Annotated in this window: 22 protein-coding genes and 2 pseudogenes; 11 read left to right on the forward strand and 13 right to left on the reverse strand. The window is 64.3% G+C overall.

Translation table 11 applies throughout. The annotated features are described in order from the left end of the window. Positions 1-368: 368 nt before the first annotated feature. The 3 genes from BCV67_RS13750 to BCV67_RS13760 are packed head-to-tail and all read right to left on the reverse strand — an operon-like array spanning position 369 to position 1,695. Positions 369-791, reverse strand: coding sequence for a DUF3106 domain-containing protein (locus BCV67_RS13750; protein WP_156455863.1), 423 nt, complete (start codon positions 789-791; stop codon positions 369-371). A gap of 5 nt (positions 792-796) precedes the next feature. Continuing rightward, the gene (locus BCV67_RS13755; RefSeq protein ID WP_231732389.1) at positions 797-1,138 is read right to left on the reverse strand and encodes a hypothetical protein; all 342 of its coding nucleotides are present in this window, start codon (positions 1,136-1,138) and stop codon (positions 797-799) included. 5 nt (positions 1,139-1,143) lie between these two features. Further along, on the reverse strand, positions 1,144-1,695 hold the full coding sequence (locus BCV67_RS13760; protein WP_062169103.1) for an RNA polymerase sigma factor: 552 nt from the start codon (positions 1,693-1,695) through the stop codon (positions 1,144-1,146). A 140-nt stretch (positions 1,696-1,835) separates the two neighbouring features. Between BCV67_RS13760 and BCV67_RS13765 the strand changes: the two genes are divergently transcribed. Genes BCV67_RS13765 through BCV67_RS13775 form a run of 3 tightly spaced genes read left to right on the forward strand, consistent with a single transcriptional unit; the run spans position 1,836 to position 4,065 of the window. After that, positions 1,836-2,138, forward strand: a complete 303-nt coding sequence (locus tag BCV67_RS13765; protein ID WP_057628719.1) for an NAD(P) transhydrogenase subunit alpha — start codon at positions 1,836-1,838, stop codon at positions 2,136-2,138. Then, a complete protein-coding gene (locus BCV67_RS13770; RefSeq protein WP_062169101.1) occupies positions 2,135-2,632 on the forward strand; it encodes a hypothetical protein in 498 nt (165 codons plus the stop codon). Before BCV67_RS13765 ends, BCV67_RS13770 begins: the two co-directional genes overlap by 4 nt. Next, positions 2,629-4,065: an NAD(P)(+) transhydrogenase (Re/Si-specific) subunit beta gene (locus BCV67_RS13775; RefSeq protein WP_062169099.1), complete on the forward strand. Its 1,437-nt coding sequence runs from the start codon at positions 2,629-2,631 to the stop codon at positions 4,063-4,065. The genes BCV67_RS13770 and BCV67_RS13775 overlap by 4 nt, the downstream gene beginning before the upstream one ends. 16 nt (positions 4,066-4,081) lie before the next feature. Here BCV67_RS13775 and BCV67_RS13780 read toward each other — a convergent pair whose 3' ends face one another. Then, positions 4,082-4,981 carry a helix-turn-helix domain-containing protein gene (locus BCV67_RS13780; RefSeq protein ID WP_062169097.1) on the reverse strand — a complete coding sequence of 300 codons (900 nt, stop codon included), beginning with the start codon at positions 4,979-4,981 and terminating at the stop codon, positions 4,082-4,084. 624 nt (positions 4,982-5,605) lie between these two features. Continuing rightward, positions 5,606-6,532, reverse strand: a complete 927-nt coding sequence (locus BCV67_RS13785; protein ID WP_062169095.1) for a helix-turn-helix domain-containing protein — start codon at positions 6,530-6,532, stop codon at positions 5,606-5,608. A gap of 388 nt (positions 6,533-6,920) precedes the next feature. Here BCV67_RS13785 and BCV67_RS13790 point away from each other — a divergent pair, with 388 nt between their 5' ends. Next, positions 6,921-8,744, forward strand: a complete 1,824-nt coding sequence (locus BCV67_RS13790) for a tetratricopeptide repeat-containing sulfotransferase family protein (RefSeq protein ID WP_062169093.1) — start codon at positions 6,921-6,923, stop codon at positions 8,742-8,744. Here BCV67_RS13790 and BCV67_RS13795 read toward each other — a convergent pair. The 3 genes from BCV67_RS13795 to BCV67_RS13805 all read right to left on the reverse strand — a co-directional run bounded on the left by BCV67_RS13795 (position 8,729) and on the right by BCV67_RS13805 (position 12,898). Continuing rightward, a complete protein-coding gene (locus BCV67_RS13795) occupies positions 8,729-9,349 on the reverse strand; it encodes a 2OG-Fe(II) oxygenase (RefSeq protein WP_231732388.1) in 621 nt (206 codons plus the stop codon). The genes BCV67_RS13790 and BCV67_RS13795 overlap by 16 nt on opposite strands. Before the next feature lie 13 nt (positions 9,350-9,362). Further along, a complete protein-coding gene (locus BCV67_RS13800) occupies positions 9,363-12,320 on the reverse strand; it encodes a TonB-dependent receptor plug domain-containing protein (RefSeq protein ID WP_062169091.1) in 2,958 nt (985 codons plus the stop codon). A gap of 155 nt (positions 12,321-12,475) precedes the next feature. Further along, complete coding sequence (locus tag BCV67_RS13805; protein ID WP_062169089.1) at positions 12,476-12,898, reverse strand: hypothetical protein; 423 nt, start codon at positions 12,896-12,898, stop codon at positions 12,476-12,478. 107 nt (positions 12,899-13,005) lie between these two features. Here BCV67_RS13805 and sufT point away from each other — a divergent pair, with 107 nt between their 5' ends. From sufT to BCV67_RS13825, 5 genes and pseudogenes are all read left to right on the forward strand, one after another. Beyond that, on the forward strand, positions 13,006-13,557 hold the full coding sequence (gene sufT / locus BCV67_RS13810) for a putative Fe-S cluster assembly protein SufT (protein WP_062169087.1): 552 nt from the start codon (positions 13,006-13,008) through the stop codon (positions 13,555-13,557). 97 nt (positions 13,558-13,654) lie between these two features. After that, positions 13,655-14,755 carry a branched-chain amino acid aminotransferase gene (locus tag BCV67_RS13815; protein WP_062169085.1) on the forward strand — a complete coding sequence of 367 codons (1,101 nt, stop codon included), beginning with the start codon at positions 13,655-13,657 and terminating at the stop codon, positions 14,753-14,755. A gap of 335 nt (positions 14,756-15,090) precedes the next feature. Beyond that, positions 15,091-16,824 (forward strand): annotated as a pseudogene (locus tag BCV67_RS13820) (S8 family peptidase); the annotation flags it as partial. Between the two features lie 141 nt (positions 16,825-16,965). Beyond that, positions 16,966-17,187: pseudogene (locus BCV67_RS20540) on the forward strand (proprotein convertase P-domain-containing protein); the annotation flags it as partial. A 619-nt stretch (positions 17,188-17,806) separates the two neighbouring features. Next, a complete protein-coding gene (locus BCV67_RS13825) occupies positions 17,807-19,792 on the forward strand; it encodes a S8 family serine peptidase (protein WP_343123798.1) in 1,986 nt (661 codons plus the stop codon). Positions 19,793-19,871: 79 nt separating this feature from the next. Here BCV67_RS13825 and ybaK read toward each other — a convergent pair whose 3' ends face one another. From ybaK to wrbA, 4 genes are all read right to left on the reverse strand, one after another. After that, positions 19,872-20,348, reverse strand: coding sequence for a Cys-tRNA(Pro) deacylase (gene ybaK / locus BCV67_RS13830; protein WP_062169080.1), 477 nt, complete (start codon positions 20,346-20,348; stop codon positions 19,872-19,874). Continuing rightward, positions 20,349-20,834 carry an asparaginase domain-containing protein gene (locus tag BCV67_RS13835; protein ID WP_057628731.1) on the reverse strand — a complete coding sequence of 162 codons (486 nt, stop codon included), beginning with the start codon at positions 20,832-20,834 and terminating at the stop codon, positions 20,349-20,351. It abuts the gene before it with no gap. 439 nt (positions 20,835-21,273) lie between these two features. After that, positions 21,274-21,618 (reverse strand): DUF2069 domain-containing protein, encoded by a 345-nt coding sequence (locus tag BCV67_RS13840; RefSeq protein ID WP_062169078.1) that lies wholly within the window; start codon positions 21,616-21,618, stop codon positions 21,274-21,276. Further along, positions 21,615-22,208, reverse strand: a complete 594-nt coding sequence (wrbA, locus tag BCV67_RS13845; RefSeq protein ID WP_062169076.1) for an NAD(P)H:quinone oxidoreductase — start codon at positions 22,206-22,208, stop codon at positions 21,615-21,617. Before wrbA ends, BCV67_RS13840 begins: the two co-directional genes overlap by 4 nt. Before the next feature lie 78 nt (positions 22,209-22,286). Here wrbA and BCV67_RS13850 point away from each other — a divergent pair, with 78 nt between their 5' ends. Together BCV67_RS13850 and BCV67_RS13855 are read left to right on the forward strand one after the other, a co-directional pair. Next, on the forward strand, positions 22,287-23,561 hold the full coding sequence (locus tag BCV67_RS13850) for a YihY family inner membrane protein (protein WP_062169073.1): 1,275 nt from the start codon (positions 22,287-22,289) through the stop codon (positions 23,559-23,561). After that, entirely contained in the window at positions 23,558-24,121 is a 564-nt protein-coding gene (locus BCV67_RS13855) for a TlpA family protein disulfide reductase (protein WP_062169071.1), read from the forward strand. Before BCV67_RS13850 ends, BCV67_RS13855 begins: the two co-directional genes overlap by 4 nt. A 507-nt stretch (positions 24,122-24,628) precedes the next feature. Here the strand turns inward: BCV67_RS13855 and ppk2 are convergent. Next, complete coding sequence (ppk2, locus tag BCV67_RS13860; RefSeq protein ID WP_062169069.1) at positions 24,629-25,447, reverse strand: polyphosphate kinase 2; 819 nt, start codon at positions 25,445-25,447, stop codon at positions 24,629-24,631. Positions 25,448-25,454 lie beyond the last annotated feature (7 nt).

Below are 25,454 nucleotides of genomic sequence, written 5' to 3' on the forward strand. Positions count from 1 at the left end.
GCCGCGAAGCGGATGGCCCATCGGGATGCGGCCATGTCCGCAACTTCATTGAGCTCAGCTTCGCGGCTTATGCCGCTCCCACAAAGATGTTGGCATTGCTGGGCAAGCCGTTGTCGAGCATGGCTTGGCACTACATGCGCGGCACCACGCTCCCTCCCTTTGGCCGTAGGCCAAGGGGAGGGTTTGGGGAGGGGTTGGTTTTTAGGCCGTTCAATTGTCGCCAGCTTCGCGGCTGACGCCGCTCCTACAACGGCGCTGGCGTTGCTGGGCAAGCCTCTGCCGAGCATGGCTCGGCACTACATTCGCTATTCGCCTGCGCGGCGCATCGCCCCTCCCTTTGGCCGAAGGCCAAGGGGAGGGTTGGGTTGTCAGTGCGGGGAGCGTGGCGCCGGTGGGTTGGCTTCCACCCATTGCCGGCGCTGTTCCGGGCTCATCTTGTTCCACTGCTCGCGCAGCTGCTGGCGCTGGTCCTTGTCCATGCCGCGCATCTTGTCGAACAAGGCCTGCGCGTCGCGGCGCTGGCCGGGCGACATGTTTTCGAAACGGTGCATGCCGCGACGCGCCTGTTCGCGTTGTTCCGGGGTCATCTGCTGCCAGCTGCGGGCGTGGTCATAGCTGCGCTGTCGGCGCTCGGGCGATGCATTCCAGCGATCGCGCAGCGGCGCGATCAGGGTTTCGCGCTGGGCCGGGGTGAGCTGGTCCCATTCGGGCAGCTGTTGCTGGGCGGCGGCCGGGGCACTGGCGCAGATCAACAACAGCGGCAGCAACAGGCCAGAGAGTGTGGTCTTCATCAGCTTCATTCCATCGCCAGATTGTCGGAGCCCAGCCACAGGTAAAGCTCGGGGCTTTCCTCCAGCAGCAGGGTGTCATCGCCTTCAACGCCGTTTTGGCTGGCAATCACGGGCGCAGCCGGTGGCGTGTGGGTGTTGAACTGCAGTGCCACGGGTACGGCAAGCAGCACCGAGCACGCGGTGGCCAGCCACCAGCGATGACGGCGCCACAGCGAAGGCGTCGCTGCCGTGCCGGCCTGCTGGCGTGCCTGCCGCAGCCGCGCCAACGTGGCGGGCGACAGCGCTGCGTTGGCGTGCTCCTGCAGCTGCCGGGCGCTGTGATCGAAATCTTGGTGGGTATCGGGCATGCGGTTCACCGCGTGGCCTCCAGTTGTTTCTGCAATGCGTCGCGCGCGCGCGACAGGTGGGTTTTTACCGAGCCTTCCGAACAGCCCATGGCCTTGGCGGTGGTGGCCACATCCAACTCCTGCAGCACGCGCAGGCTGAATGCCTCGCGCTGGCGGGCAGGCAACTGGCGCAGTGCCCTTACCAGCTGGGCATAATCATGCTGCTGTTCATGGGTCTGTGCCGGGCCCGGGGTTTCGTCGGCCCAGTCGATGGCACTGTCCTGGTCATGATCTTCCTGGGGGGCCCAGAACTTCAGCCGGAAGCTGCGGCGCCGCTGCAGGTCGATGATGCGCCGGCGCAGGATGCTCCAGAACAGCGGCGTCCATTCCTCCGCGGGCCGCTCGCGGTAGCCCAGCATCCGCTCCATGGCGTCCTGGACCGCGTCCAGGGCGTCATCGCGCTGGCGCAGGCCGGCCTCGGCGAAACGAAACGCACGCGGGCCGATGCCGGCCAGAAAGGCGTCCAGCGAGGCAGGTACAGCAGCAGGCGGCATCAGGGGTGGGCTGGTCACCAGCACAGGGTAGCGTCCCGGTCGTAGCGTGTCTGGGAGTGATAACGCACGGGCGCCGGATCGGTTGACAACGCAACGGTCGCGCCGGCTTCTGCCACATGGTTATGATGCCGGACAGGCGCATCCAGCCTCGGAGAGACCAAGCAATGAGCGACGGGTTCGTAGCGTTGTACATCTTCATGCTGGCAGCGATTGCCGGCCATGTGATCATTTCGCGGGTGCCGGTGATCCTGCACACGCCCTTGATGTCCGGTTCCAACTTCATTCACGGCATCGTGCTGATCGGCGCGATGGTGGTACTCGGCCACGCCGACACCACGCTGGAGAAGATCATCGGCTTCATCGCGGTGGCACTGGGCGCCGGCAATGCGGCCGGTGGTTACGTGGTGACCGAGCGCATGCTGGACATGTTCAAAAGCTCGAAGAAGCCTGAAGGGAAGGGCAAGTGAGTGCTTCCCCGGCGGCTGCAGGCGGCGCCTCGACAGATGCCCGGCAGTTCTTCCAGTGGCTCAGCTATCTGCAGTACCCGGCCTTGCTGGTGGCCTTCGCCTATGCGGCGCGGCCCTTGTTCACCGGCATGGAGGGCATGCTCGACGCCTACAACAATGCCTTGCTGTACGCCGGCGTGGGCGTGGGCATGTCCTCGCTGCAGGATCCGGCCAAAACCCAGAACAAGATGTCGAAGAAGGTTTGGCAGGACCCGCGTAAGGGCCGGTTGCTGCTGTGGCTGATCAGCGCGCAGGCGCTGCTGCCGATCGTGCTGGGGCTGGTAGGCGCGGCGTTGGCAACGAATACCGCGCTGTCGCAGTTGGCATTGGGTCTGGTGGCATTTGGCCTGGGCATGATCGGTCTGTTGAAAACCGCCATCGAAATGCGCGAACACCATCGTCTCGACAAGCAGTCTCCTCGCCCCATCGACACGGCTCTGGAGGCCGGTGCATGAGCATATCGATCCTGGTCAATACGAGTTATCTGGTTGCCGCGACGCTGTTCCTGCTGGGCCTGCAGCGCATGGCCTCGCCCAAGACCGCACGCAGCGGTATCCAATGGGCCGGCGCGGGTATGTTGATCGCTACCGCGGCCACGTTCCTGCTGCCGGGCTTGCACAACCTCGCGCTGATCGCGGTGGCGCTGGTGCTGGGCACCGGCCTGGCCTGGGTGTCGGCCAAGAAGGTGGCCATCACCGACATGCCGCAGATGGTGGCGCTGTACAACGGCATGGGCGGCGGCTCGGCGGCGGCGATTGGCGCGGTGGAACTGCTGCGTTTCTCCGAGCTGGCCAACCGCGACACCAGCCATTGGAGCGCGCAGGCCATTGCCGACCTGTCGGCACGCTTGCCCTCGACTACCGTGCTGGCTTTGGCGGTGATTGGCTCGGCGATTGGTGTGGTGTCCTTGTCCGGTTCGATCATCGCCTGGGCCAAGCTCGATGGGCGCCTGGACAAGCGCGTCACTTTCCCTGGGCAGCAGGTGTTCAATCTGCTGGTCGCCGTCGCTATGGTGGTGCTCGGTGTGTGGGCTGCCGTCAGCCTGCAGCCACTGGCGATCATCAGCTTCTTCGTGGTGGCGCTGGCTTTGGGCGTGTTGATGACGCTGCCGATCGGTGGCGCCGACATGCCGGTGGTGATTTCGCTTTACAACGCATTCACTGGCTTGGCAGTGGCGTTTGAAGGCTATGTGCTCGGCAACGAGGCCTTGATCATCGCCGGCATGATGGTCGGCGCTGCCGGCATCCTGCTGACGCGCCTGATGGCCAAGGCGATGAACCGGCCGATCAGTGGCGTGCTGTTCTCCAACTTCGGCGGTGGCGGGCAGGGTGCTGAAATCAGCGGCACGCAGAAGCCGATCGAAGCGGCCGATGTCGCGGCGATGATGGCCTTCGCCGAGCGCGTGGTGATCGTGCCCGGCTACGGCATGGCGGTCGCCCAGGCCCAGCACAAGATCTGGGAACTGGCGCAGCGTCTGATCGAGCGCGGGGTCAAGGTTAAATTCGCGATCCACCCGGTGGCCGGGCGCATGCCCGGGCATATGAACGTGCTGCTGGCCGAAGCCGGCGTGCCGTACGACCTGATCGCCGACATGGACGACATAAACCCGGAGTTCGCCACTACCGATGTGTCACTGGTGATCGGCGCCAATGACGTGGTCAACCCGGTTGCCAAGACCGACCCGACCAGCCCGATCTACGGCATGCCGATTCTGGATGTGGTCAATTCGAAGAACACCATCGTCATCAAGCGCGGCAAGGGCACCGGTTTTGCGGGCATCGAGAATGCGCTGTTCTACGCTGACAACACGCGCATGCTGTACGGCGATGGGGCCGAGGCGGCCAGCGCCCTGGTCAGTGAACTCAAGGCGCTGGACGGCGGGCACTGAGGGCGGTGCGGGGCGGTCAGGAAGCTACCGCCCATTCCATCGCAGATGCGGCAATAAGCCGGGTGCTGCTGGCTGGCGCAGGGCCGGGGGCAAGCAACGCGCTGTGCTGTACCTGTTGGCCACGCCGTGCAGCGGTGGTGGTACAGCCGAAGGCGTGCTTGAACGCGCGGCAGAACGCGCTTTCGCTTTCAAAGCCCAGTGACTCGGCGATCTCGCAGACCGACAGCTCGGTGTTGCAGACCATGTCCAATGCGCGCTTGTTGCGCAGCCGCACCGCGTACTCGCTCGGGGTTTCACCAAAGACATCGCGATAGATGCGGATGAGATGGGTGGGCGAGTAATTGGCCACCGCAGCCAGACTGACCAGATCCAGCCGGGTGTCGATGGTGCAGCGGATCAGGTGCTGCACGCGCAGCAGCCGCAGCAGGGTCTGATGGCGGCGCAGCACGGTGCGGCCGCTGCAGCGTTCAAGCTGCAGTTGCTGGGCCTGCTGGCGTTCGATCAGGGCGTCACGCAACAGCCCCAACTTATAGGTGGGGTCGGGTGAATCGATGCCCTGCTGGAACCAGCGGGGCCGGCAGAGGTGCACCAGTGCGCGCGCCAGTTTGCTGTCGCAACCCTGCTCACGTGGGATCAGGCAGTTGATGATGGAGGCGGTGCTCTTCGGTGGCTTCTGCCAAAGCGCGGCAGGGGCGGCGATGCACAGCCACCATGCCTGCTCGCGGCAGTTCAGGCGCACGCTGCCATCTACCCAGAGCTGCAGTTGGCGGGTACCGAGCATCCACGGCAGATCGCCACTGCTCAACTCCAGGCTGCCCTCCAGCACCAGGGTGGTGCTGATCCAGCCGGCGGGAATAAACAGGCGGCCACCTTTGCCGCGGCCACTGATGGCATGGATGCAGTCCGGCCGTTGCATGGAAAGCTCCAGCGATTGCGAACCTTGGATCGAATGATGTCTGATGCCCACTGCGTGTTCCCCCGATTGCCTGCGTGAACGGGCGACGGGCGCCAAGCCGCACTGGTCGGCTGTACGCGCTGTAGCCGGAACCTCTTCCGGCCGTCGTGAGAGCTTTTTTTGTGAAGCTCTACTCAGTTCAGACGCAGGCGGCGGCCAAATACCTCACCTGTACGCATGGGTAGGGTGCTCAGGTGGGCTGCAAGCTTGCTGAATTGGGGATACGAAAATGGCTGTTGATGTACATCCTCGGTCTGGCGTGGGCCAACACCCCGCGCGCGCCAGCAGCACCCGGCTGGGTTGAACCGGTCGCTATCTGCCCTTCGGCTTGCGCTGCGGCGGGTTGGGCAGTGGACGGCAGGGCCTCGGCTGGGACCATTGCCCAATCACGCGGCTGCCGGTGTTGGCGCCCTCCGGGATATCGTTCGAGAAGGAGCGGCGCGAAGATCAGGTCGCGTCGAGGCAGGACCTGCAGGCGCGGCGTTGTAGCAAGCAGGTGGCCCAGGCACCGGGTTCCTTCAGTTGTGGCGACTCACGTCGGCACACGTCCCTGCATCGCGCGCCCGCTGGCGCTCGAGCACCATTTCATTGGGTCGCAAGTTCAGCCTGCAGGTCGTGCATTGGCGCTGACCGTGATACCCCGGTCGCTGTGGTGTTGGTTGCACGGCTTCGACGCGCTTGGCTTGCGGTACAGGCGAAGGATTGCTTGAAGGAGCGGCAGAACGCGCTTTCTGTTTCGAAACCCAACGCGCCGGCGATTTCGCAGATGGAAAGATCGGTGGTGCACACCAGTTCCCACGCGCGCTGCAGGCGCAGGCGGTGGGCATATTCGAACGGTGTTTCGTCGAAGACTTCGCGATAGATGCGGATGAGGTGCGGGGGCGAGTAGTTCGCAATGGCAGCCAGGCGGTTGAGGTCCAGCCGCCCGTCACTGTTGCACCGGATCAGGTGTTGCACGCGCAGCAGCCGCAGCAGGGTCTGGTGGCGCCGCAGCGCGGTGCGGCCGCTGCAGCGGCTGAGCTGGCCATGCAAGGCCTGCTGCCGCTCCACCAGGGTGTCCCGCAGTACCTGCATCCCGTCCTGGACTGCGGTCGTATCGCTGCTGTTGTTGAAACAACGCTTGCGCGCCAGGTGCAGCACGGCACTTGCGAGCTCGCGGTCGCAGCGCAGTTCGCGTGGGATCAGATGGTTGTTGAGCGACGTGCTGCAGGGCAGCCGCTCCCACAGCGCCGCCGGTGCGGCGATGCACAGCCACCAGGCATGACCGCGGCTGATAAGGCGCAGTTCGCCCTCCAGCCATAACTGCAGGTGATGTGCGGCCAATTGCCAGGGCGCATCGCCGCCGCTGATCTCAAGCAATCCGGTCAGCACCAAGGTGACGCTGATCCAGCCGGCAGGGATCAGCACGCGGGTACCGCGCCCGTGGCAGGCGGTGGCGTGCACGGTTGCCGCAGGCTGCCGGGACAGATCCAGCGCCTGGGAACCGTGTATGCAGTGGTGCAGGATCTTCACTTCGTCTTCACTGCCCGATCAGTCGATGAAAGGAAGTCGAAAATGTTGCGGACAAGGCTGTACCCGCAGCTATGAAAAACATCGCATGGCCATGGGCCTCTGGCAACGAGAATGAAAATTTCAGAATGGTCGCAAGGCGTCTGATCCCCGCCAAAAAAGAACCCGGCATGTGCCGGGTAGGTTCGGGGCCGACCATCGTGCCCATTGCAGTTGGGCTGAGTAGGATCTGGCTTGTGCAGAGAGAAGAGTGACTTACCAAGCCCCCGAACACGTCCTATGCTGCGTGCTGCCGTACTGCCGGTACATGCGCGCATTCGCGCTTGGATTACCCGAAATGAAGATTTCAGCGTGGGCGTGATGGATTCTCTTGTAACCATCGGGGGCGTGGATGCAGGTTGAGCTCGAAAAGGCAGTGGCGGATCTGCACCAGGGCAGGCCGGATGTGGCTGAAGACGCCATGCGCCGATTGCTTGAGCAGGCACCCGGTTCCGCGCCGGCAATGGAAGTGCTGGGCATGGCCTTGGCCGGGCAGGCGAGAGTGCAGGAGGCACGTGATTGGTTCTCCCGGGCGGCCGCGCTGCAGCCCGATTCACTGAGCACCTGGATGAACCTCGGCAATGCTTGCCTTGAAAGCGCAGATGCCAGCGCCGCCGGTGTCGCCTTTGAACGCGCCCGTGCGTTGGGGGCCGACGATGTCGCCTGGTTGCTGGGCTATGGTTTGGCGCTGCTGGGGCAGGCGCGGTTTGCAGATGCCAACCGGTACCTGGGCGCCGCGCTGTCGCGTGAGCCCGACGCGATCGATGTGCGCCTCGCCTACGCCCAAAGCCTTGCAGAACTGGAGCGGTTTGAGGAACTCGCGCTCTGTCTTGAGGCTGTGCATGCCGATTCGTTGCACCTTGACGAACGCCAGGCTCTGGCCTGGTTGTTGGCGCAGGCGGGCAGCGATGATGCCGCGCAGCAGCTCTACCGGCAGGTGATTGCCGGGGCGCCGGAGTCCGGCGAGTCGCGGGTTCAATTCGCGCTGTTGCTGGAGCGGCTGAACCGGGTGGCGGAAGCGGATCAGCAACTGCGCGCCGTGCCTGCCGAGTACGCGCGTAGCAGCGGCGGAATGTTCGAATTGGCGGCTGCGCGGGTATTGCGTAGGCAGCAAGAGCAGCCGCAGGCAGTCCTGCGGCTGGCCGATGGATTGCAACGGGACCTTGCGCCGGCGATGCAGGCGCAGCTGCAGTTCGAATTGGCCCGCAACCATGATCAGCTGGGCCAGGCCGACCCGGCGATGCAGGCATTGGCAGCCGCCCACGACGCAGCAGGCAGGGCGTTCCAACAACGCGTGTCCGGAGCCGCCGCGCCGCCGGTGCTGGAGTGGTTGCAGCAGCGGCTGCTGCGGCCTGCGTCGCAGACCTGGGCGCAGGTGCAGGCCGATCCTGCGCTGCCGCGCGATCCGATCTTCCTGGTTGGCTTTCCGCGCTCCGGAACGACGTTGCTGGAGCGGATCCTGGACGCGCACGTGGATCTGGATGTCCTGGATGAGCGGCCTGCACTTGAAGTGGCGATAGCGCAGCTGCGGGCTTTGCCGGGGTGGCAGGACGACGATCTGGATGTGGCGCTCGATGCACTCACGCCGGGCGCCTTGGCTGCGGCGAAGCAGCGCTATTGGGATGAGGTTCGTCGTTACCTGCTGCCGCACGGGCGCCTGGTCGACAAATATCCCCTGACGATGACGCGCTTGCCTTATGTGGCGCGCCTGTTCCCGCAGGCGCAGTGGTTGCTGCTGCTACGGCATCCCTGCGACTGCGTGCTCAGCTGCCATATGCAGGCATTCGGCAGCAATGGTGGGGCGATGGCTTTCACTTCGCTGGAGTCCAGCGCACGTACCTACGTGGCCATCATGGAATGGTGGGAGCAGCAGCGCAGGTTGGTGCCGGCACATGTGCATGTGTTGCGCTACGAGGACATGGTTGCCGATCTGCCCGGGCAGCTGTCCGCACTGATGGCGTTCCTGGCGCAGCCGATGCAGCCGCAGCAGCTTGCCTTCGCCGAGCACGCCAGCAGCCGAAGCCGTCGCATCAACACCCCCAGTTACTCGCAGGTCGTGCAGCCATTGAACGCCGGTGCGGTGGGCAGGTGGCGCAATTACCGCGCGCATTTCAGCGCGCAGACGCTGGCGCTCCTTGCGCCGTGGGTGCAGCGTTATGGCTATGCGCTGGATTGACGCTGGGGGAATCTGAGGTAGGTGGAGAGGATGTACTTGTCCTGCTCCGGGGAGGGCTTTCCCTGGTGCGCATACATCCAGTACGGCGGAAACATGAGCAGCCTTCCGGTGCGCGGCGTTACCCCTGTCTGCAGGCCGGGGAACCAGGTTTCACCGCCGGTCTGCACGTCATTGAGGTACCACAGGAACACCAGGTAGCGGTCGCAGACTTCGTTGATCGAATCGAAGTGGGTCTGGAACTTTTCATCGCTGCCGGCACGGTAGCGCTTCAGGATCAGCGGGCTGAGCAGCGGGCTATCGGGGATGGCCACCGGCACGCCGACATCGGCGTTGTAGCGCTGCAGCGCGGTGCTCACCAGCTGCCGGAAGAATGCGATGAACCCGGCATCGGAAAGCCGGCTTATGTCCATCTCGGTCCATGCACTGTCGTCCAGCCCCGGGCGTACACCGCGGCCGTTGGCTTGCTGGAAACGTGAGAGCGCGTTGAATGACTCGATCAGCTTGCCGCACATTTCTGGCGGCAAACTGTGGTCATAGCTGCGAATGTAGTGGCGCAGATCATTGCCATGAAGCTCCGCCGCGGCACTGGCCGCGGCGGAGTCCAAGCGTGCTGCCGGCTCAGAAGCGGGCAGTCCAGCGCATCCAGTAGAAACGGCCGATTGCATCGTAGGTCCGCATGTCCGTCGAGGCGTTGAAGCCAGAATAGATCAACGGCGGCTGGCGGTCAGTAAGGTTGCGCACGCCGATCTGGATGGAGCTGTTCTTCAGGTCTTCGAAGCGGTAACCGATCTGCAGGTCGGTCTGGGTGTAGGACGGCACCCGCCGCTTGGCGACGTAGCCTGGATCCTTGACGTCGGCCACGTCCGGCGCTTCGTAGACATGATGCACGTAGCGCGTGGTCAGGCTGGCGCTGAGGTTGCCGCGTGACCAGGTCAGGTCGTTCAGGGCGCGCCAGCGGGCCATGTTGCCGAAGCCCGAGGACGCGTTGTCGACGAAGGTGCCGGCCAGGCCGGTGCTGCCCGGGATACCCGGAAACGCGCCGACATCACTGGTCGGGTCGCCTGCCACCAGCTGCACGTCGTACTGCGCCAGGTAGGTGGTATCCAGGTTCCACACCAGCTTGCCCCACGCACCTTCCGGTACCTGATAGCGGAAGCCGATGTCCATGCCGGAGGTCTTCATGGAGCCGTAGTTGCCGATCAGGTTGGTCATCTGTGCAACGTCGCCATCGGCGTCGCGGATGAAGGTGTCGCAGAAGCGGCCGAAGTTGAAGCACTGGTTGAGCAGCATGTTTTCCGGCAGGTTGACGATGAAGTCGTTCAACTTCACCCGCCAGTAGTCGGCGGTGACACTGAAGCCCTCAAGCCAGCTCGGGCTATAGACGAAACCGTAGGTCAACACGTCGCCCTGTTCCGGCTGCAGGTTCGGGTCCGAGACCTGGAACGAGGTCACCTGGTTGCCGCTCTGCTGGAAGGAGCCGTCGGTCGGTACGCCGGCGCAGGCCGCTGGGTTGCCGCCTCCTTCATAGCCATTGCAGGGATCGGCATAGGTGTTGGCGCTGGGGAACGTGGGCGAATAAAGGTCGCCGATGGTCGGCGCGCGGAACACATCGGCATAGGTGGCACGGATCAGCAGGTCGGAGAACGGCTTCCACTCCACGCCGATCTTGGAATTGGTGGTGCCGCCAAAGTTGGAGTAATCCGAATAGCGGGTGCCCAGCGACACGTTGAGCTTCTCAGCGAACGGCATGTCAGACAACAGCGGGATCAGGGCTTCGGCATAGATTTCGTTGACATCGAACTTGCCGTCGATGTCGCCGCCGGTACAGGCTTCCTGGGTGATGCGGCACACCGTCTTGCCTGGCGGGATGATGGTCAGGAAATCGGCGCTGGAGCTGGCCGACTCGACGCGGCGCTCCACGCCGACGGCCAGCGAGACCGCACCTGCAGGCAGGGTGAACAGGTCGCCGGTGACGTTGGCATTGAAGACCTTCAGGTCGTTTTCGCTGGTGCTGTGGATGGTCGGATTGATCAGCTCCAATGCGGCCAGCTGTGCTTGGCCCGTGGGGGTGTTCGGATCCGGCGCCGGGCCCATGAAATTGACCGGGATGCAATCGTTGATGGCGGTGGCCGCATTGCCGGGCGTGCGCACGCAGATCGGGTTGCCGGTGGCCGGGTCGATCATCGACGGGCCCAGTGCATCGGTAAGGCCCTGGCCGATCAGATAGCCGCGCACGGTGGAAGACTGCGGTGTACGCCCGTAACCAAAGGACGTATCCCAGCTCCAGGTGCTGTCACCGAACACGCCGCGCAGGCCGCCGGTGATCTGGTAGGTCTCGGTTTCGAAACGGGTGGTGCGGGTGGGGATGAAATCACGCAGGCGCAGGCGCGCATCGGTGATGTCCACGCCGAACGGGTTGTAGATGCTGTCCTTGCTGATCGGCACGTCATCCACGTCGGCACGGCCGTCGAACGGCAGCGGTGCGATGAAGAACGACGACTCGGTGCGCAGCCACGAGCCGAGCATGAAAGCCTCGATGTGGTCGGTGAGCTGGTAGTTACCACTCATGAACAACGAGGTGCGTTCCTGCGGGGTCAGGTTGAGATTGCCATCCGACTGGAAGTTGTACGTGTCGGTATTGCCGTTGAAGCAGCGGAAGTCCGATCCGGAAGTACCCGGTCGCCCGTCGATGCGGGTAAGCACGACTCGGGGGTTTGGATTGCTCGCGCTGGGTTGGGCGCAGTTCGCATCCAGCGCAGTGCCGCGTGCAATGGCGACGTCGCGTGGCAACACATAGCGGCCGGTCAGGATGCGGCTGGTGCCGCCAATCCCCTTTTCACCGGCATACAGCTGGTAGGGCTGGCTGGAATAGGTGCGATCGGCAGCGCTGACCGAGTCTTCCTTGTCATAGCTGGCGCCCAGCATCAGGTGGCCCTTTTCGCCAGTCAGGCCAAAGGTGGCATCGAACCGCTGGGTTGCGGCGTCACCGCGCGAGGAGATGCCGTAGAAGGCGCTGGCTTCCACGCCTTCGAAATCCTTGCGCAGGATGAAGTTGACCACGCCACCGATGGCATCGGAGCCATAGATGGCCGAGGCGCCGTCCTTCAGCACCTCCACGCGCTCGATCAGCCCCATCGGGATCGAGTTCACGTCCACCGCGCCATTGGCGTTGGAGATGGTGCCGATCCAGCGCTTGCCGTCCACCAGCACCAGCGAGCGGTTCACGCCCAGTCCGCGCAGGTCGACCGTTGCCGCGCCCGCGCCGCCACCGTTGTTGACCTGGGGATTGGTTGCGGCACCGGCGATCGCCGGAGTGCGCTGCAGGAATTCGCCCACCGTGGCTGCGCCGGAGCTTTCGATGCTCTGGCGGTCGATGGTGAAGACCGGGCTGGAGGTTTCAAGGTCGGCGCGCTTGATGCGTGAGCCGGTGACCTCGATGCGGTCCAGGTTGGTGGCGTCCGACTTGGGAGCGGCGTCCTGGGCGAGGGCGCTGCCCGCTGCTCCCAGAGCAAGGGCAGCCGTTGAAATGGGTAGCAGTGCGAGGCGAACAGCTTGGCTCAGTGGCTGAATACTCACGTATGACTCTCCGCAGAGTGGTGCGAGGGAGTCACGAAATTACAAATTTTTAACCGGCGGCATTGTGCGGATCAGGTAGCAGACAATGTCCAAAAACAGACACTTTGGTTTCACATGCCAACAAAACTCTCGGCAATCCTGTGAGCAACCGGGATTCAGCGCGCCGAACGCCAGCCCACCACCAGTGCGATGCCCAACCAGATCAGCTCGCCCAGGCCGTTGGCCAGCGACAGCAGTGTCCAGGCGAAATGGGGGCCCATGCGCAGCGCGGATTCCCATGGAGTCAGGCCCATCGGGGCGCCTACATAGGCCGCGGCGATGCCCCAGTTGGCGGCCACGGCGATCAGCACGGTGGTCAGCAGGGTCAGGGCAATGCGCGCCGGGCCCGGGCGGAAGGTGCCCAGGCGCAGCATCCAGGCGGCTTCCAGCGCGGCGAAGATCGCCATCCAGCCGGCCTGGGTGCCGGTGCTCAAGGCGACCAGCAGCCAGGCGATGGTGAGGGTGAGGCTTCCCAGCAACAACAAAATGGGCCAGAGCCAGTGGCGGCTACGGCTGGCCGAGGTGGAAACAGGCGACATGGGCATTCCCGAACAGATTCCGCAGCATAGCGTTTCATCGCCGAGTGCGCCCAGTCGGATAAAATGGCGGTCTTGCGGGTAGCCACCGCGTCCCCATATCGATCTACATGTATTCCCGTAGCAGCGAACCAGTCCATTTTGAGCGTGATTGCCCGGCCGTGATGGTGCCGCAGGGTGACAGCGTGACCTTGCCGGCCGGCAGTTATGGCTATATCACCCAGGCACTGGGTGGCAGCTATACGGTGTTTGTCGAAGGCAATCTCTTCCGTATCGCCGGCAAGGACGGCGATGCCATCGGCAAGGAGCCGCCGCCGGGGCTGGAACTGCCCGACGATGCCGGCGACGAGGATGTGGAAAAGCTGGTCTGGCAACAGCTCCGCACCTGCTTCGACCCGGAAATCCCATTCAATATCGTCGATCTTGGGCTTATCTACGAAGTGGATATCAAGCACCTGGACGGCGGCCAGCGCGAGGTGGACGTCAAGATGACCTTGACCGCGCCGGGCTGCGGCATGGGCGAGATACTGGTCGATGACGTGCGCAGCAAGCTGGAAATGATTCCGACCGTGGCCCAGGCCGACGTCGATCTGGTGTTCGATCCGCCGTGGGGGCGTCACATGATGTCCGAGGCGGCGCGCCTGGAAACTGGCATGCTGTGAGCCCGTGCCGGCACTGCCGGTGACGGTTTGTGCTGCACCCCCGGCGCCGCAGTGGTGCCGGGGCTGTCCCATCCCGCAATCTGGAAGGAATTATCCGGTGTCCCAGTCTTCGTTGAGCTTCGATGTCACCCGTTCGGATCATCCGCGTAGCGCCGAGGAGCGCGCCAAAATCCTGGAAAAGCCGGGGTTCGGCCTGCACTTCACCGACCACATGGTGGCCGTACGCTGGGACAAGGATGCGGGTTGGCACGATGCGGCGGTAACGCCGTATGGCCCGATTTCGCTGGATCCTGCCGCCGCCGTGCTGCACTACGGCCAGGAAATCTTCGAAGGCATCAAGGCCTACCGTCACGCCGACGGTTCGGTGTGGACCTTCCGTCCGCAGGCCAATGCGGCTCGCCTGCAGCGTTCGGCACGCCGTCTGGTGCTGCCTGAACTGCCGGCTGACATCTTCGTCGAGTCGCTCAAGCAGCTGGTGGCGCTGGACAAGGACTGGGTTTCCGATGCCGACGAAGCCAGCCTGTATTTCCGCCCGTTCATGATTGGCGATGAAGCCTTCCTCGGCGTGCGCGGCGCGCACAAGGCCACCTATTACGTGATCGCCAGCCCGGCCGGCCCGTACTTCGCAAAGGGTGTGGCGCCGGTGGCGATCTGGTTGTCCACCGATTACGCACGCGCTGCCAAGGGCGGCACCGGTGCGGCCAAGTGCGGCGGCAACTACGCCGCTTCGCTGCTGCCGCAGCAGCAGGCGCAGGCGCAGGGGTGTTCGCAGGTGCTGTTCCTCGACCCGGTCGAGGGCAAGTACCTGGAAGAACTGGGCGGCATGAACGTGTTCCTGGTCTACGGCAAGGAAAACAAGCTGGTTACCCCGGCGCTGTCGGGCAGCATCCTGGAAGGCATCACCCGCGAGTCGCTGCTGCAGCTGGCCCGCGACCGTGGCATGAACGTGGAAGAGCGCCAGGTCACCATCGATGAGTGGAAGCAGGGCGTGACCTCGGGCGAAATCACCGAGGTGTTTGCCTGCGGCACTGCGGCGGTGATCACGCCGATCGGCCAGCTCAAGGGCGAGGATTTCTCGGTGGGCGACATCAATGCGCCGGCCGGTGAAATCACCATGTCGCTGCGCAAGGAACTGACCGACATCCAGTACGGCCGTCAGCCTGACCGCCACGGCTGGTTGGTGCGCCTGGACGCCTGAGCGCCCGGTTCGCATCGCTGAGTAACCCGCTGTGGCGTTCGCCGCAGCGGGTTTTTCTTTGTCCGGACACCTGGTGCTGCAGCCCTGCAGTACCAAGGGAATCGCAAATATTCTTTACGAATCAGTCACGTGCGTAAACGTGATGGAAAGACGGTTTCTGTTGTAACCCTCTTGTCACTGGTTCAGCCGCCATTTACTGTCCGCCCACGGATCGGTAACAGGGGACTGGTTCGGGTAGTTCTACCCGGGCAGCAACAACCGCCATTGGAATCGCCACAGGCCCGGGTAGGACGACGCCGCATTTGCGGCATCCTCCAATGCAGAAGGGCTCAACAATGTCATCCAGATCACACCGTGCGTTTGCTCGTGGGTTGGTAGTCGTTGGCACTGCTTCGCTGTCTTCCCTGCTTCTGTGTGCGCCGGCCTGGGCCGGTGAGGTGCACCTGGCCGGACTGGATTCGGCGCCGACGCACCAGCGCTTCATCGTCAAATACCGTCAGGACAGCCGCCAGGCAGCCGGCGACGCCGCCCTGCAGAAAACCCTGGCCTCGGCCGCCCGCGCGCTGCCGGCACGCGCCGGCAAGACCATCGGCGTGCAGCATATGCGCCGGCTTGCGGTGGGCGCGGATGTAGTGCGTGCCGATGCCAAGCTTGACCGTGCCGATGCTGAAACGCTGATGCGCAAACTGGCGGCCGATCCCAACGTCGAGTACGTCGAAGTCGATCGCCTCAACACCATCAGCCTCACCCCCAACGACACCCGCTACAGCGAACAATGGGGCTATTCGGGCACCTACGGCATCAAGGCCAACCAAGCCTGGGATGTGACCAACGGCGCCGGTTCGGTGGTGGCGGTGCTGGATACCGGCATCACCAGCCACAGCGACCTGGCCGCCAACCTGCTGCCCGGCTATGACTTCATCAACGACACCACCGTCTCCAATGATGGCAATGGCCGCGACAACGACCCCAGCGACCCGGGTGACTGGATCACCGCCAATCAATGCGGCGGCATCCATGCCGCGCAGAACTCCAGCTGGCATGGCACGCATGTAGCCGGCACCATCGCCGCGGTCACCAACAACGCCAAGGGTGTTGCTGGCGTGGCTTATGGCGCCAAGATCGTGCCGGTGCGCGTGCTCGGCACCTGCGGTGGTTACGACTCGGATATCGCCGATGCCATTGTCTGGGCCTCCGGCGGCAGCGTGTCCGGCGTGCCGGCCAATGCCAATCCGGCCGAGGTGATCAATCTCAGTCTCGGTGGCTCAGGTGCCTGCGGCAGCACCACGCAGACGGCGATCAACGGCGCGGTCAGCCGTGGCACCACCCTGGTGATCGCGGCCGGCAACGACAACACCAATGTCTCCAACGCCTCGCCGGCCAACTGCAACAACGTGATCGCGGTGGCCTCGATCACCAGCACCGGCGCACGTTCGAGCTTCTCCAACTACGGTGCGTTGATCGATATCGCCGCGCCGGGTTCCAACATCCTGTCCACCCTCAACAGCGGCACCACCACGCCGGGCGCGGAGAGCTACGCCGCCTACAACGGCACCTCGATGGCGACGCCGCACGTGGCTGGCGTTGTCGCATTGCTGCAGGCGGTGTCAACCACACCGAAGACGCCGGCGCAGGTGGAGGCCTTGATCAAGGCCAATGTCACGCCGTTCCCGTCAACGCCGTCGCAGAGCATCGGCCCGGGCATTCTCAATGCCAAGGCGGTGGTGGATGCGGCCAACGGCGGCGGCAACCCGAACCCGGGCGGCACGGTGCTGAACAACGGCGTGGCGATCACCGGGCTTGCCGGCGCGGCCGGCAGCAGCCAGTACTTCACCGTGCAGGTACCGGCCGGCGCCACCAACCTGGTGATTGCCAGCTCCGGCGGCAGTGGCGACGCGGACATGTATGTGCGCGCAGGCAGCCAGCCGACCACCGCCACCTACGATTGCCGCCCCTACAAGACCGGCAACGCCGAGAGCTGCAGCTTCGCCACGCCGGTGGCGGGGACCTACCACGTGATGCTGTCCGCGTACTCGGCGTTCTCGGGCGTGAGCCTGCAGGCCAGCTGGGGCAGCGGTGGCACGGGCGGCGCGCAGACCTACAGCAATGCAAGCGCAGTCACCATCGTCGACAACGCCACGGTTGAAAGCGCGATTGCGGTATCCGGCCGCACGGGCAATGCACCGGCGTCCACACCGGTGGCGGTGGATATCAGCCACACCTGGAAGGGCGACCTCAAGGTGGATCTGGTGGCGCCCGATGGCAGCGTCTATGTGCTGAGCAATTATGCCGGTGGCAGCGCGGATGACATCAAGCAGACCTTCAACGTGAACCTGTCCAGCGAAGCCCTCAACGGCAGCTGGAAGCTGCGCGTCAACGACAAGGCCAGTGGCGATACCGGCCGCGTCAACAGCTGGTCGATCACGTTCTGATCGACCAGGCAGTGCTGCGCTGAAGCCAGCGCACCGCTGCCACCTGATGTGCGGTGCACGAGCAGGGCCCCGGTGACTCCACCGGGGCCCTTTCCTTGTCATCCATTGTCAGCCGCAGCTTGAGCCAACCTCAGCCGCGACGCAGTGCCTCAAGTGCGGCTGGAAGGTGCTGATCGATGGAGGGTCGAACTTCAGATGCCCGCCGTAACAGTGCGTCGCGGGTTGCCGCGAGGCGCCCGCAAGACGCGCTGCGAATTCTGGACGTTTTCCTACCGCGCTGACAGGGGCTTCCAACGTTGGTGCGTACAGCGGTTTCAGTAGTCCTCCGATGGGAGCGGCCACGATGCATGCCTAGTGTCTGCATACGGGCCGACAACAGGGGATGGCCCGGGCAGTTTCCTCCGGGCGGACGTTGCGTTGCACACCGCAACGACTGTTTGGCATCGGTGCCGCCCGGCGGCATCCTCCTCTGCAGAAGGGCCGAACCATGTCTTCGATATCGCACCGCATGCTTGGTCGAGGGTCAGTCGCGGTTGGCAGCGTCTTGCTGTCCTGTATGTGGCTGCAGCCGTCGGCGCTTGCCGCAGACGTACAACTGGCGGGCTTGGATGCAGCGCCGGTGCATCAGCAACTCATCGTCAAACTTCGCCAGGACAGCCGCCGTTCTGCCGACCCAGACGCGCTGCGGAAGGTTCTCGGCGATGCATCCACCGTGTTGCCGCTGCTGCGCGATGGGAGGCCCGTTGGGCTGCAGCAGCTGCGCCGCCTGGCTACCGGCGCGCAGGTAGTACGGGCCGAGGCGCCATTGGATCGCATCCAGACCGAAGCGCTGGTGCGTCGGCTGGCGTTGGATCGCAACGTCGAGTACATCGAGATCGACCGCCGCTTCAGTATCACTGCATCGCCGGATGATCCGCGTTTCGGTGAGCAGTGGGGGTTGGCCGATGGCTATGGCATCAACGCGGTGCCGGCATGGCAGAGCGCGACCGGCGCGGGCGTGGTGGTGGCGGTATTGGATACCGGCATCGCTGATCACAGTGACCTGATTGCCAATGTACTGCCCGGCTACGATTTCATCAGCGATCCGGCGATGGCCAACGACGGTGATGGCCGTGATGCGGATGCGCATGACCCCGGTGACTGGGTGGAAGCCAATCAATGTGGCGGCAACCACGGTGCCTGGAATTCCAGTTGGCACGGCACCCATGTGGCCGGCACGATTGCGGCGGTTACCCATAATGGCAAGGGCGTAGCGGGTGTCGCAGCGGACGCCCGCATCCTCCCGGTACGCGTGCTGGGCAGCTGCGGCGGTTATACGTCCGATATCGCCGATGCGATTGTGTGGGCTTCGGGCGGGGAGGTGACCGGTGTGCCAAGCAATGCAAACCCGGCCGAGGTGATAAACCTGAGCCTGGGTGGCGGCGGCGCGTGCGGCACCACGTTCCAGACAGCCATCAATACCGCGGTGGCCAACGGCGCAACCCTGGTCATCGCCGCGGGCAACGACAACACCAATGCCAGCAATTCGGCACCGGCCAATTGCGCCAATGTCATCGCAGTAGGTGCCAGCGACAGTGACGGCAAACGCTCGATCTGGAGCAGTACGCTGCAATCCAATTTCGGCCCACTGGTGGATGTGGCCGCGCCAGGCAGCGGCATTGTTTCCACGTTCAACAGCGGCAGCAGAACGCCCTCGCTTGAAAGCTACGGTTACAGCGGCGGCACGTCGATGGCGGCACCGCATGTGGCCGGGGTGGTGGCCCTGGTGCAACAGGTATCGGACCCCGCCAGGACCCCGGCGCAACTTGAAGCCCTTATCAAGGCCAGCGCCACGCCGTTCCCGCGAACCCCGGACAGGGAGATCGGCACCGGCATCGTCAATGCGCAGGCGGCGGTGGCAGCGGCATTGAGCGGCACCTTGCCGCCTGGGCCCGAACCTGAGCCTGGCATCGCGCTGGACAATGGAATCGCGGTGACCGGTTTGAGCGGCAGCAAGGGCAGCAACCGCTATTTCACGGTGGAGCTGCCTGCGGCGGCTTCCAATCTGCTGATCAGCATTGGCGGCGGTGCGGGCGATGCCGATCTTTATGTAAAGGCCGGCAGCAGGCCGAACAGCTCGGTGTTCGATTGCCGCCCGTTTCGCGGCGGGAACGGCGAGAGCTGCAGTTTCCCCAACCCCGTTGCCGGCATCCATCACGTGATGGTGACTGGCTACCGCACTTACTCGGACGTCAGCCTGAAGGCGAGTTGGGGCCTGGTTCCTTCCCAGACCTATCGCAGTGACCAGGCCGTGGATATCCTGGACAACCACACAGTGGAGAGTGGCATCAGCGTTGCCGGGCGCAGTGCCAATGCACCGGCTGCCACGCCGGTGCAGGTGGATATCAGCCACAGCTGGCGGGGCGATCTGAAAGTGGAGCTGATCGCGCCCGACGGTAGCGCCTATCTGCTCAGCAACTATGAAGGGGGCAGCGCCGATGACATCAAGCAGACTTTCGAGGTCGATCTTTCAACGGAGGCATTGAACGGCACGTGGGCGCTGCGCGTGAATGACAAGGCAAGCGGTGATACAGGGCGCTTGAATGGCTGGTCGATCACGTTCTAGCTGCAAGCCGACGCCGACGCCGACGCCGGTCAGGGCATTACCGTGATGTCGTCGCCACGACCAGTAGCGGGGCGAGCGCTCAGTCTTCGCAGATATCCGCGTAGTCGGCCTGCAGGGCACGCAAGGCATCGGCTGGCGCGATATCCAGCAAGAGGCCGCGCTGGCCGGCATTGATGTACAGCATCTGATACTGCTGCGCGCTGGCGGCAAACACCACCTTGGCCGGCCGCTGCTGGGCAAAGGGGCTGATGCCACCAACCTTGTAACCACTGCGCTTTTCGGCCTCGGGTACTTCCATCATCTGCGCGTGCTTGCCGCCACAATGGGCGGCAAGCTTTTTCAATGACAGGCGCTGGTCGGAGGGAATCACCGCGATCAGCGGCTGCTTGTCCACCCACGCCATCAAGGTCTTGAACATCCGCGCCGGGGCGATGCCCAGCGCCTGCGCCGCCGCCAGGCCTTTGCTGTCGACATCGGCCGAGTAGTCATAGGCATGCACGCCATGGGCGATGCCGGCCTTTTCCAACGCGGCGGTGGCGCGGGTGCTCTTGGCCACTTACAACGATTCGAAGCGGTTGGCGTCCACGTTCTTGCGGACCTGCTCCGGGTTCCAGATGCGGCCGTTCATCGCAATGTAGACACCTTCCGGCAGCGATTGCACTGCGCCGATCGCGCAGCCGATATTGAACTCGGCATCCGAACCGCGGAAGCGCGCCGGGCTCAGTGCGCCGGTCATTACGATGGTCTTGCCGGGGATGGTGGCCAGTACCTTGCCGGTGGCGACCATCGAGTCGGTGCCGTGGGTGACAAGCACGTGGCGGGTTGGTTGCGCGGCGATGGTGGCGCGGATCAGTTCGCGGTCGTCGTCGCTGATGTGCAGCGAATCCTTGCGCAGGATCGGGATGACGTTGAAACGGAAGGTGACGCCCAATTCGCGCAGGATCATGCCGATCTGCGGGTCACCGATCTGGTAATCGGACTTGTCGTCGAAGTAGATCTTGTCGATCGTGCCACCGGTGGTGACGATCAGGAGTTCTTCCATCATTGCGGTAAATCCTTGCGGTGACTGCCAGCGGCACGGGCCGCGATGCTGCGCATGATAATGCCGCAGGCTGCGCCGGGCCATGTCACCGCGTAGCGACACGCTGCGGCGTCATTGGTCATTGGTAGAGCCGAACCATGCTCGGCGGGGGCCTTACCGCAGTGAGGCCTTGCCACAGAGCCACCTGTAGGAGCGGCATAAGCCGCGAAGCCGGTATTGCAGAAACCGAAGGCCGGCCCGGAACCTGCAGGATCAGGGGTTTCGTGGCTGATGCTGTTGCCACAGAGGCTAGTGACACATCACCGGGCAAGCCCCCGCCGAGCATGGCTCGGCTCTACAGGGGAGGGTTGCCGGGAAGGCCTCAGCCGAGCATGGCTCGGCTCTACAGGGGCATGGCCGGGAAAGCTTCGGCCGAGCATGGCTCGGCTCTACATGGGGTTTAGCCGGCCTTCTTGGCGGCAAAGCGGGCGCGCATGCCGGGGACGCTGACCAGGCCTACGATCAGCAGCGCCAGGGCGATTTCGATCCAGGCGTAGAGGGCGGTGTCGCGGTGGCTCCAGGCGCTCATCACGCCGTGGCTGAACCAGAACAAGGCCAATACGCCCGCCCAGAAGCGGGCTGCCGCGCGCTGCGCCAGAACGCCCAGCAGCAACAGTACCGGCGGCGCTACGAACACCAGTGCCACCGCCAGCAGATGGCGGTCTGCGCGGAACCACCACGCATACAGCCCAGCCAGCAGTGCCAGCGAGGCGGCCAGGACCAGATCGCGCGTGCGGCCGTTCATCGGGCCAGACGCCGGGCGATATCGGCCACCCGATGTCCCAGCGCCCGCGCCAGCTGGGCCTCGTCATCGGTGAGCTGGGCGTCGGCCTGGGTGCCGGCCACGTGGCTGGCGCCATAGGGGGTGCCGCCGCTGGTGGTGTGGCTCAACGCCGGCTCGGTGAACGGGATGCCGACGATCAGGCAGCCGTGGTGCAGCAGGGGCAGGTGCATCGACAGCAGGGTTGATTCCTGGCCGCCATGCATCGAGGCGGTGGAGGTGAACACCGCCGCCGGCTTGCCAGCCAGGGTGCCATTGACCCATTCCGCGCCCAGTCCATCGAGGAAATGCTTGACCGGCGCTGCCATGTTGCCGAAGCGGGTAGGGCTGCCCAGCACGATGCCATCGCATTCGGCCAAGTCGGCTATTTCCACATACGGCGCACCGTCTTCAGGTACGGGCGGGGCACTGGTCTGGGTGACTGCGGCCACCGGCGGCACCGTACGCAGGCGGGCGCTCATGCCCGGCACCTCGCCGATACCACGGGCGATCTGCCGCGCCAGCCGCGCCACCGAGCCGCCACGGCTGTAGTAAAGCACCAGAATTTCCGCCATCGCACCGTTCACTCACTCTTGCAGGAGCCGGCAGTATCAACGATGCGGGCCGCGCTTTGCATCGGGTACCCTTGCCGGATGGAACCTCTGGATTCACTCAATCTCTGGATGGAGCGCCTGCGTGACCGCGCGCGCAACGTCAGCTTCGGTCATTTCCTGTGGAAGCGCTTCATCGATGACCGCCTGTTCCAGGCCGCCGGCTCGCTGGCCTACACCACGGTATTCGCGCTGGTGCCGCTGGCGATCGTGGTATTCGGTGTGCTGTCGGCGTTCCCGATGTTCGACCGCTGGAGCGAGGCGCTCAGCGATTACGTGTTCTCCAACTTCGTGCCATCGGCGGCGCGGGCGGCCGAGGGGTATCTGCGGCAGTTCTCGGCCAGTGCCGGGCAGTTGACCGCCGCCGGCTTCCTGGCCCTGGTGGTGTCGCTGCTGATCACCCTCAACAGCGTCGAGCAGACCTTCAACCGGATCTGGCGCGTGGCCTCGGCGCGGCCGCAGCTGACCCGCTTCCTGGTTTATTGGACGGTGCTGACGTTGGGCGCGCTGCTGGCTGCCGCGTCCCTGGCGGTATCGGCCAAGGTGCTGTCGCTGCCCTTGTTCGGCACCACCGAAGGCCGCTGGCTGGCCGATCTTGGCCTGCGCCTGGCGCCGGTGCTGATCGAATTCGTCTGCGTGGTGCTGATCTACCGGGTGGTGCCGCACCACACCGTGAAATGGCGGCACGCCATTCCCGGCGCGCTGCTGGCGGTGTTGATGCTGGAGCTGGTGAAGTGGGGCATGGGCCTGTATCTGGGCAGTTTCCAGTCCTACCAGAAGCTCTATGGCACGGTGGCGTTCGTGCCGATCCTGTTGTTGTGGATCTACCTGAGCTGGGTGTCGGTGTTGCTCGGTGCCTCGCTGGCCTCGTCGGTGGCGGCCTTCCGCTACCAACCGGCAGCATTGCGGCTACCGCAGGGCTGCGAGCTGTACGGCCTGCTGCGTCTGCTGGGGCGTTTCCGCGAGGCGCGGCAGCAAGGGCAGGGGTTGGACGAAGACCGGATTCTGCTGCTGGAGCCGATGTTCACCGACTCGCTGCTGCAGCAGCTGCTGGAGCAGATGGAGCGCATTGGTGTGCTGCGCCGTGACGAGCAGGGCGAGTGGCTGCTGGCGCGCGACCTGGACAGCATCAGCCTGCACGACCTGTATGAAAGTTCGCAGCTGCGTATTCCGGTTGCCGAGGAATATCTGCCGATGCGCGAGGACAGCCTCGGGCAGGCGGCCTGCAGTGCCCTGGATCAATTACGTCTGCCGCTGCGCGATCTGCTCAAGCGCCGTGTGGACGACATCTATGTAGAGCATGGAGATAACCGATGACCTTCAAATACCTTCCGTGCGCGCTGCTGGTGCTGGCGTTGAGCGCCTGCAAGCCGGACCCGACGCCAGTTGCCGCAGCGCCGTCGCCCGCACCTGCGGCCCCCGCTGCGCCGGCACCGGCGCCCGGTGTGGTCCAGCAGACCGCTGAAATACCGCAGCTGCAGGTGCCAACGGTGGATGGCAAAACCTATGATCTGGCCAGTCACCGTGGGCAATGGGTGGTGGTCAATTTCTGGGCCACCTGGTGTGCGCCGTGCCTGCAGGAAATGCCGGAGTTGTCGGCTTTGCACGCGATGCGCAGCAACGTCGAAGTGGTGGGGCTGGCGTATGAGGACATCGAGCTGGACGAGATGCAGGCCTTCCTGAAGGAGCATCCGGTGGCCTATCCGATCGCCATCATCGATACCTTCAGCCCGCCGAAGGATTTCGCCACCCCGCGCGGCTTGCCGATGACGTATCTGATCGGACCGGATGGCAAGGTCGCCAGGCAGTTCCTGGGGCCGGTGAACGCGCGCGAGGTGGAAGAGGCCATCACTGCTGCGGGTGGCAAGGCGGTTTGAGCCAGCGTTGAAGCAGGGTGGCGTTGGAGCAGACGCGGAAGCATCCCTCCCCAACCCTCCCCTTCGCTACGCGAAAGGGAGGGGGCAAAAGCGGCGTCGCTGCCATCTGACAGTTCGTAGAGAACAGCCCCCTCCCTTTCGCGCAGCGAAGGGGAGGGTTGGGGAGGGGTAAGTTTTGGATCTTCCCGCGCTGCCAGTTTCGCGGCTTACGCCGCTCCTACAGCGGCCGCAGGATGGTCGGTAATGCTCCTGCCGAGCATGGCTCGGCACTACGCTGTCATTTGACCGTAGGCAGAGAACAGCCCCCTCCCTTTCGCGTAGCGAAGGGGAGGGTTGGGGAGGGGTAAGCCTTGGGTCTTCCCGTGTTGCCAGTTTCGCGGCTTACGCCGCTCCTACAGCGGCTGCAGGATGGGTGGTAATGCTCCTGCCGAGCATGGCTCGGCACTACCGGTCCTGCAGGGGTGGTCGGTAATGCGCCTGCCGCGCATGGCTCGGCACTACCGGCGCCTACAAAGAATTCGCGGTGCGCTTTGGCTTGGCTACGTCCTCATCCAGCACGAATGCCGGGATCGGCTTCACTACGCCGTACTTCTCTTTTTTTGGCTTGCCTGGCAAGGGCGGCAGCTCGATCAGTGGCTCGTCGATGTGGGTGTCGGGCAGGTGGTCGAGCAGGTCGCGTATCAGGGTCAGGCGGCCGCGCTTCTGGTCATTGAAATCCACCAGCGTCCACGGTGCATGGCCGCTGTGGGTGGCTTCCAGCATGGCTTCGCGGGCTTGGGTGTAGGCGGCGTATTCCTGACGTGATTTCAGATCGATCGGCGACAGCTTCCAGCCCTTGAGCGGGTCGTCGCGGCGTTCGGCAAAGCGCTTTTCCTGCTGCTCCTGGTCCACGCACAGCCAGTACTTGAACAGCAGGATGCCGTCGTCCACCAGCAGTTTTTCAAATGCGGGGGTCTGCTTGAGGAAGGCTTTGTACTGCGCATCGGTGCAGTACCCCATCACTTTTTCAACACCGGCGCGGTTGTACCAGCTGCGGTCCATCAACACGATTTCGCCGGCGGCGGGCAGGTGCGCGATGTGGCGCTGGAAATACCATTGGCTGTCTTCGCGCTCGCTGGGCTTGGGCAGTGCCACCACCCGGCATTGGCGCGGATTCACATGCTTGGCGATGTCCTGGATGACGCCGCCCTTGCCGGCGGTATCGCGGCCTTCGAACAGCACCAGGACGCGCTGCCCGCAGTGCTGGGCCCAGCGCGCCATGTTGGCCAGCTCCAGTTGCATCGGTTCCAGCAACGCTTCGTACTCTTTGCGCTTGAGCTTGCCCATGGTCACT

This window comes from Stenotrophomonas nitritireducens, assembly GCF_001700965.1.
Lineage (GTDB): Bacteria > Pseudomonadota > Gammaproteobacteria > Xanthomonadales > Xanthomonadaceae > Stenotrophomonas > Stenotrophomonas nitritireducens_A.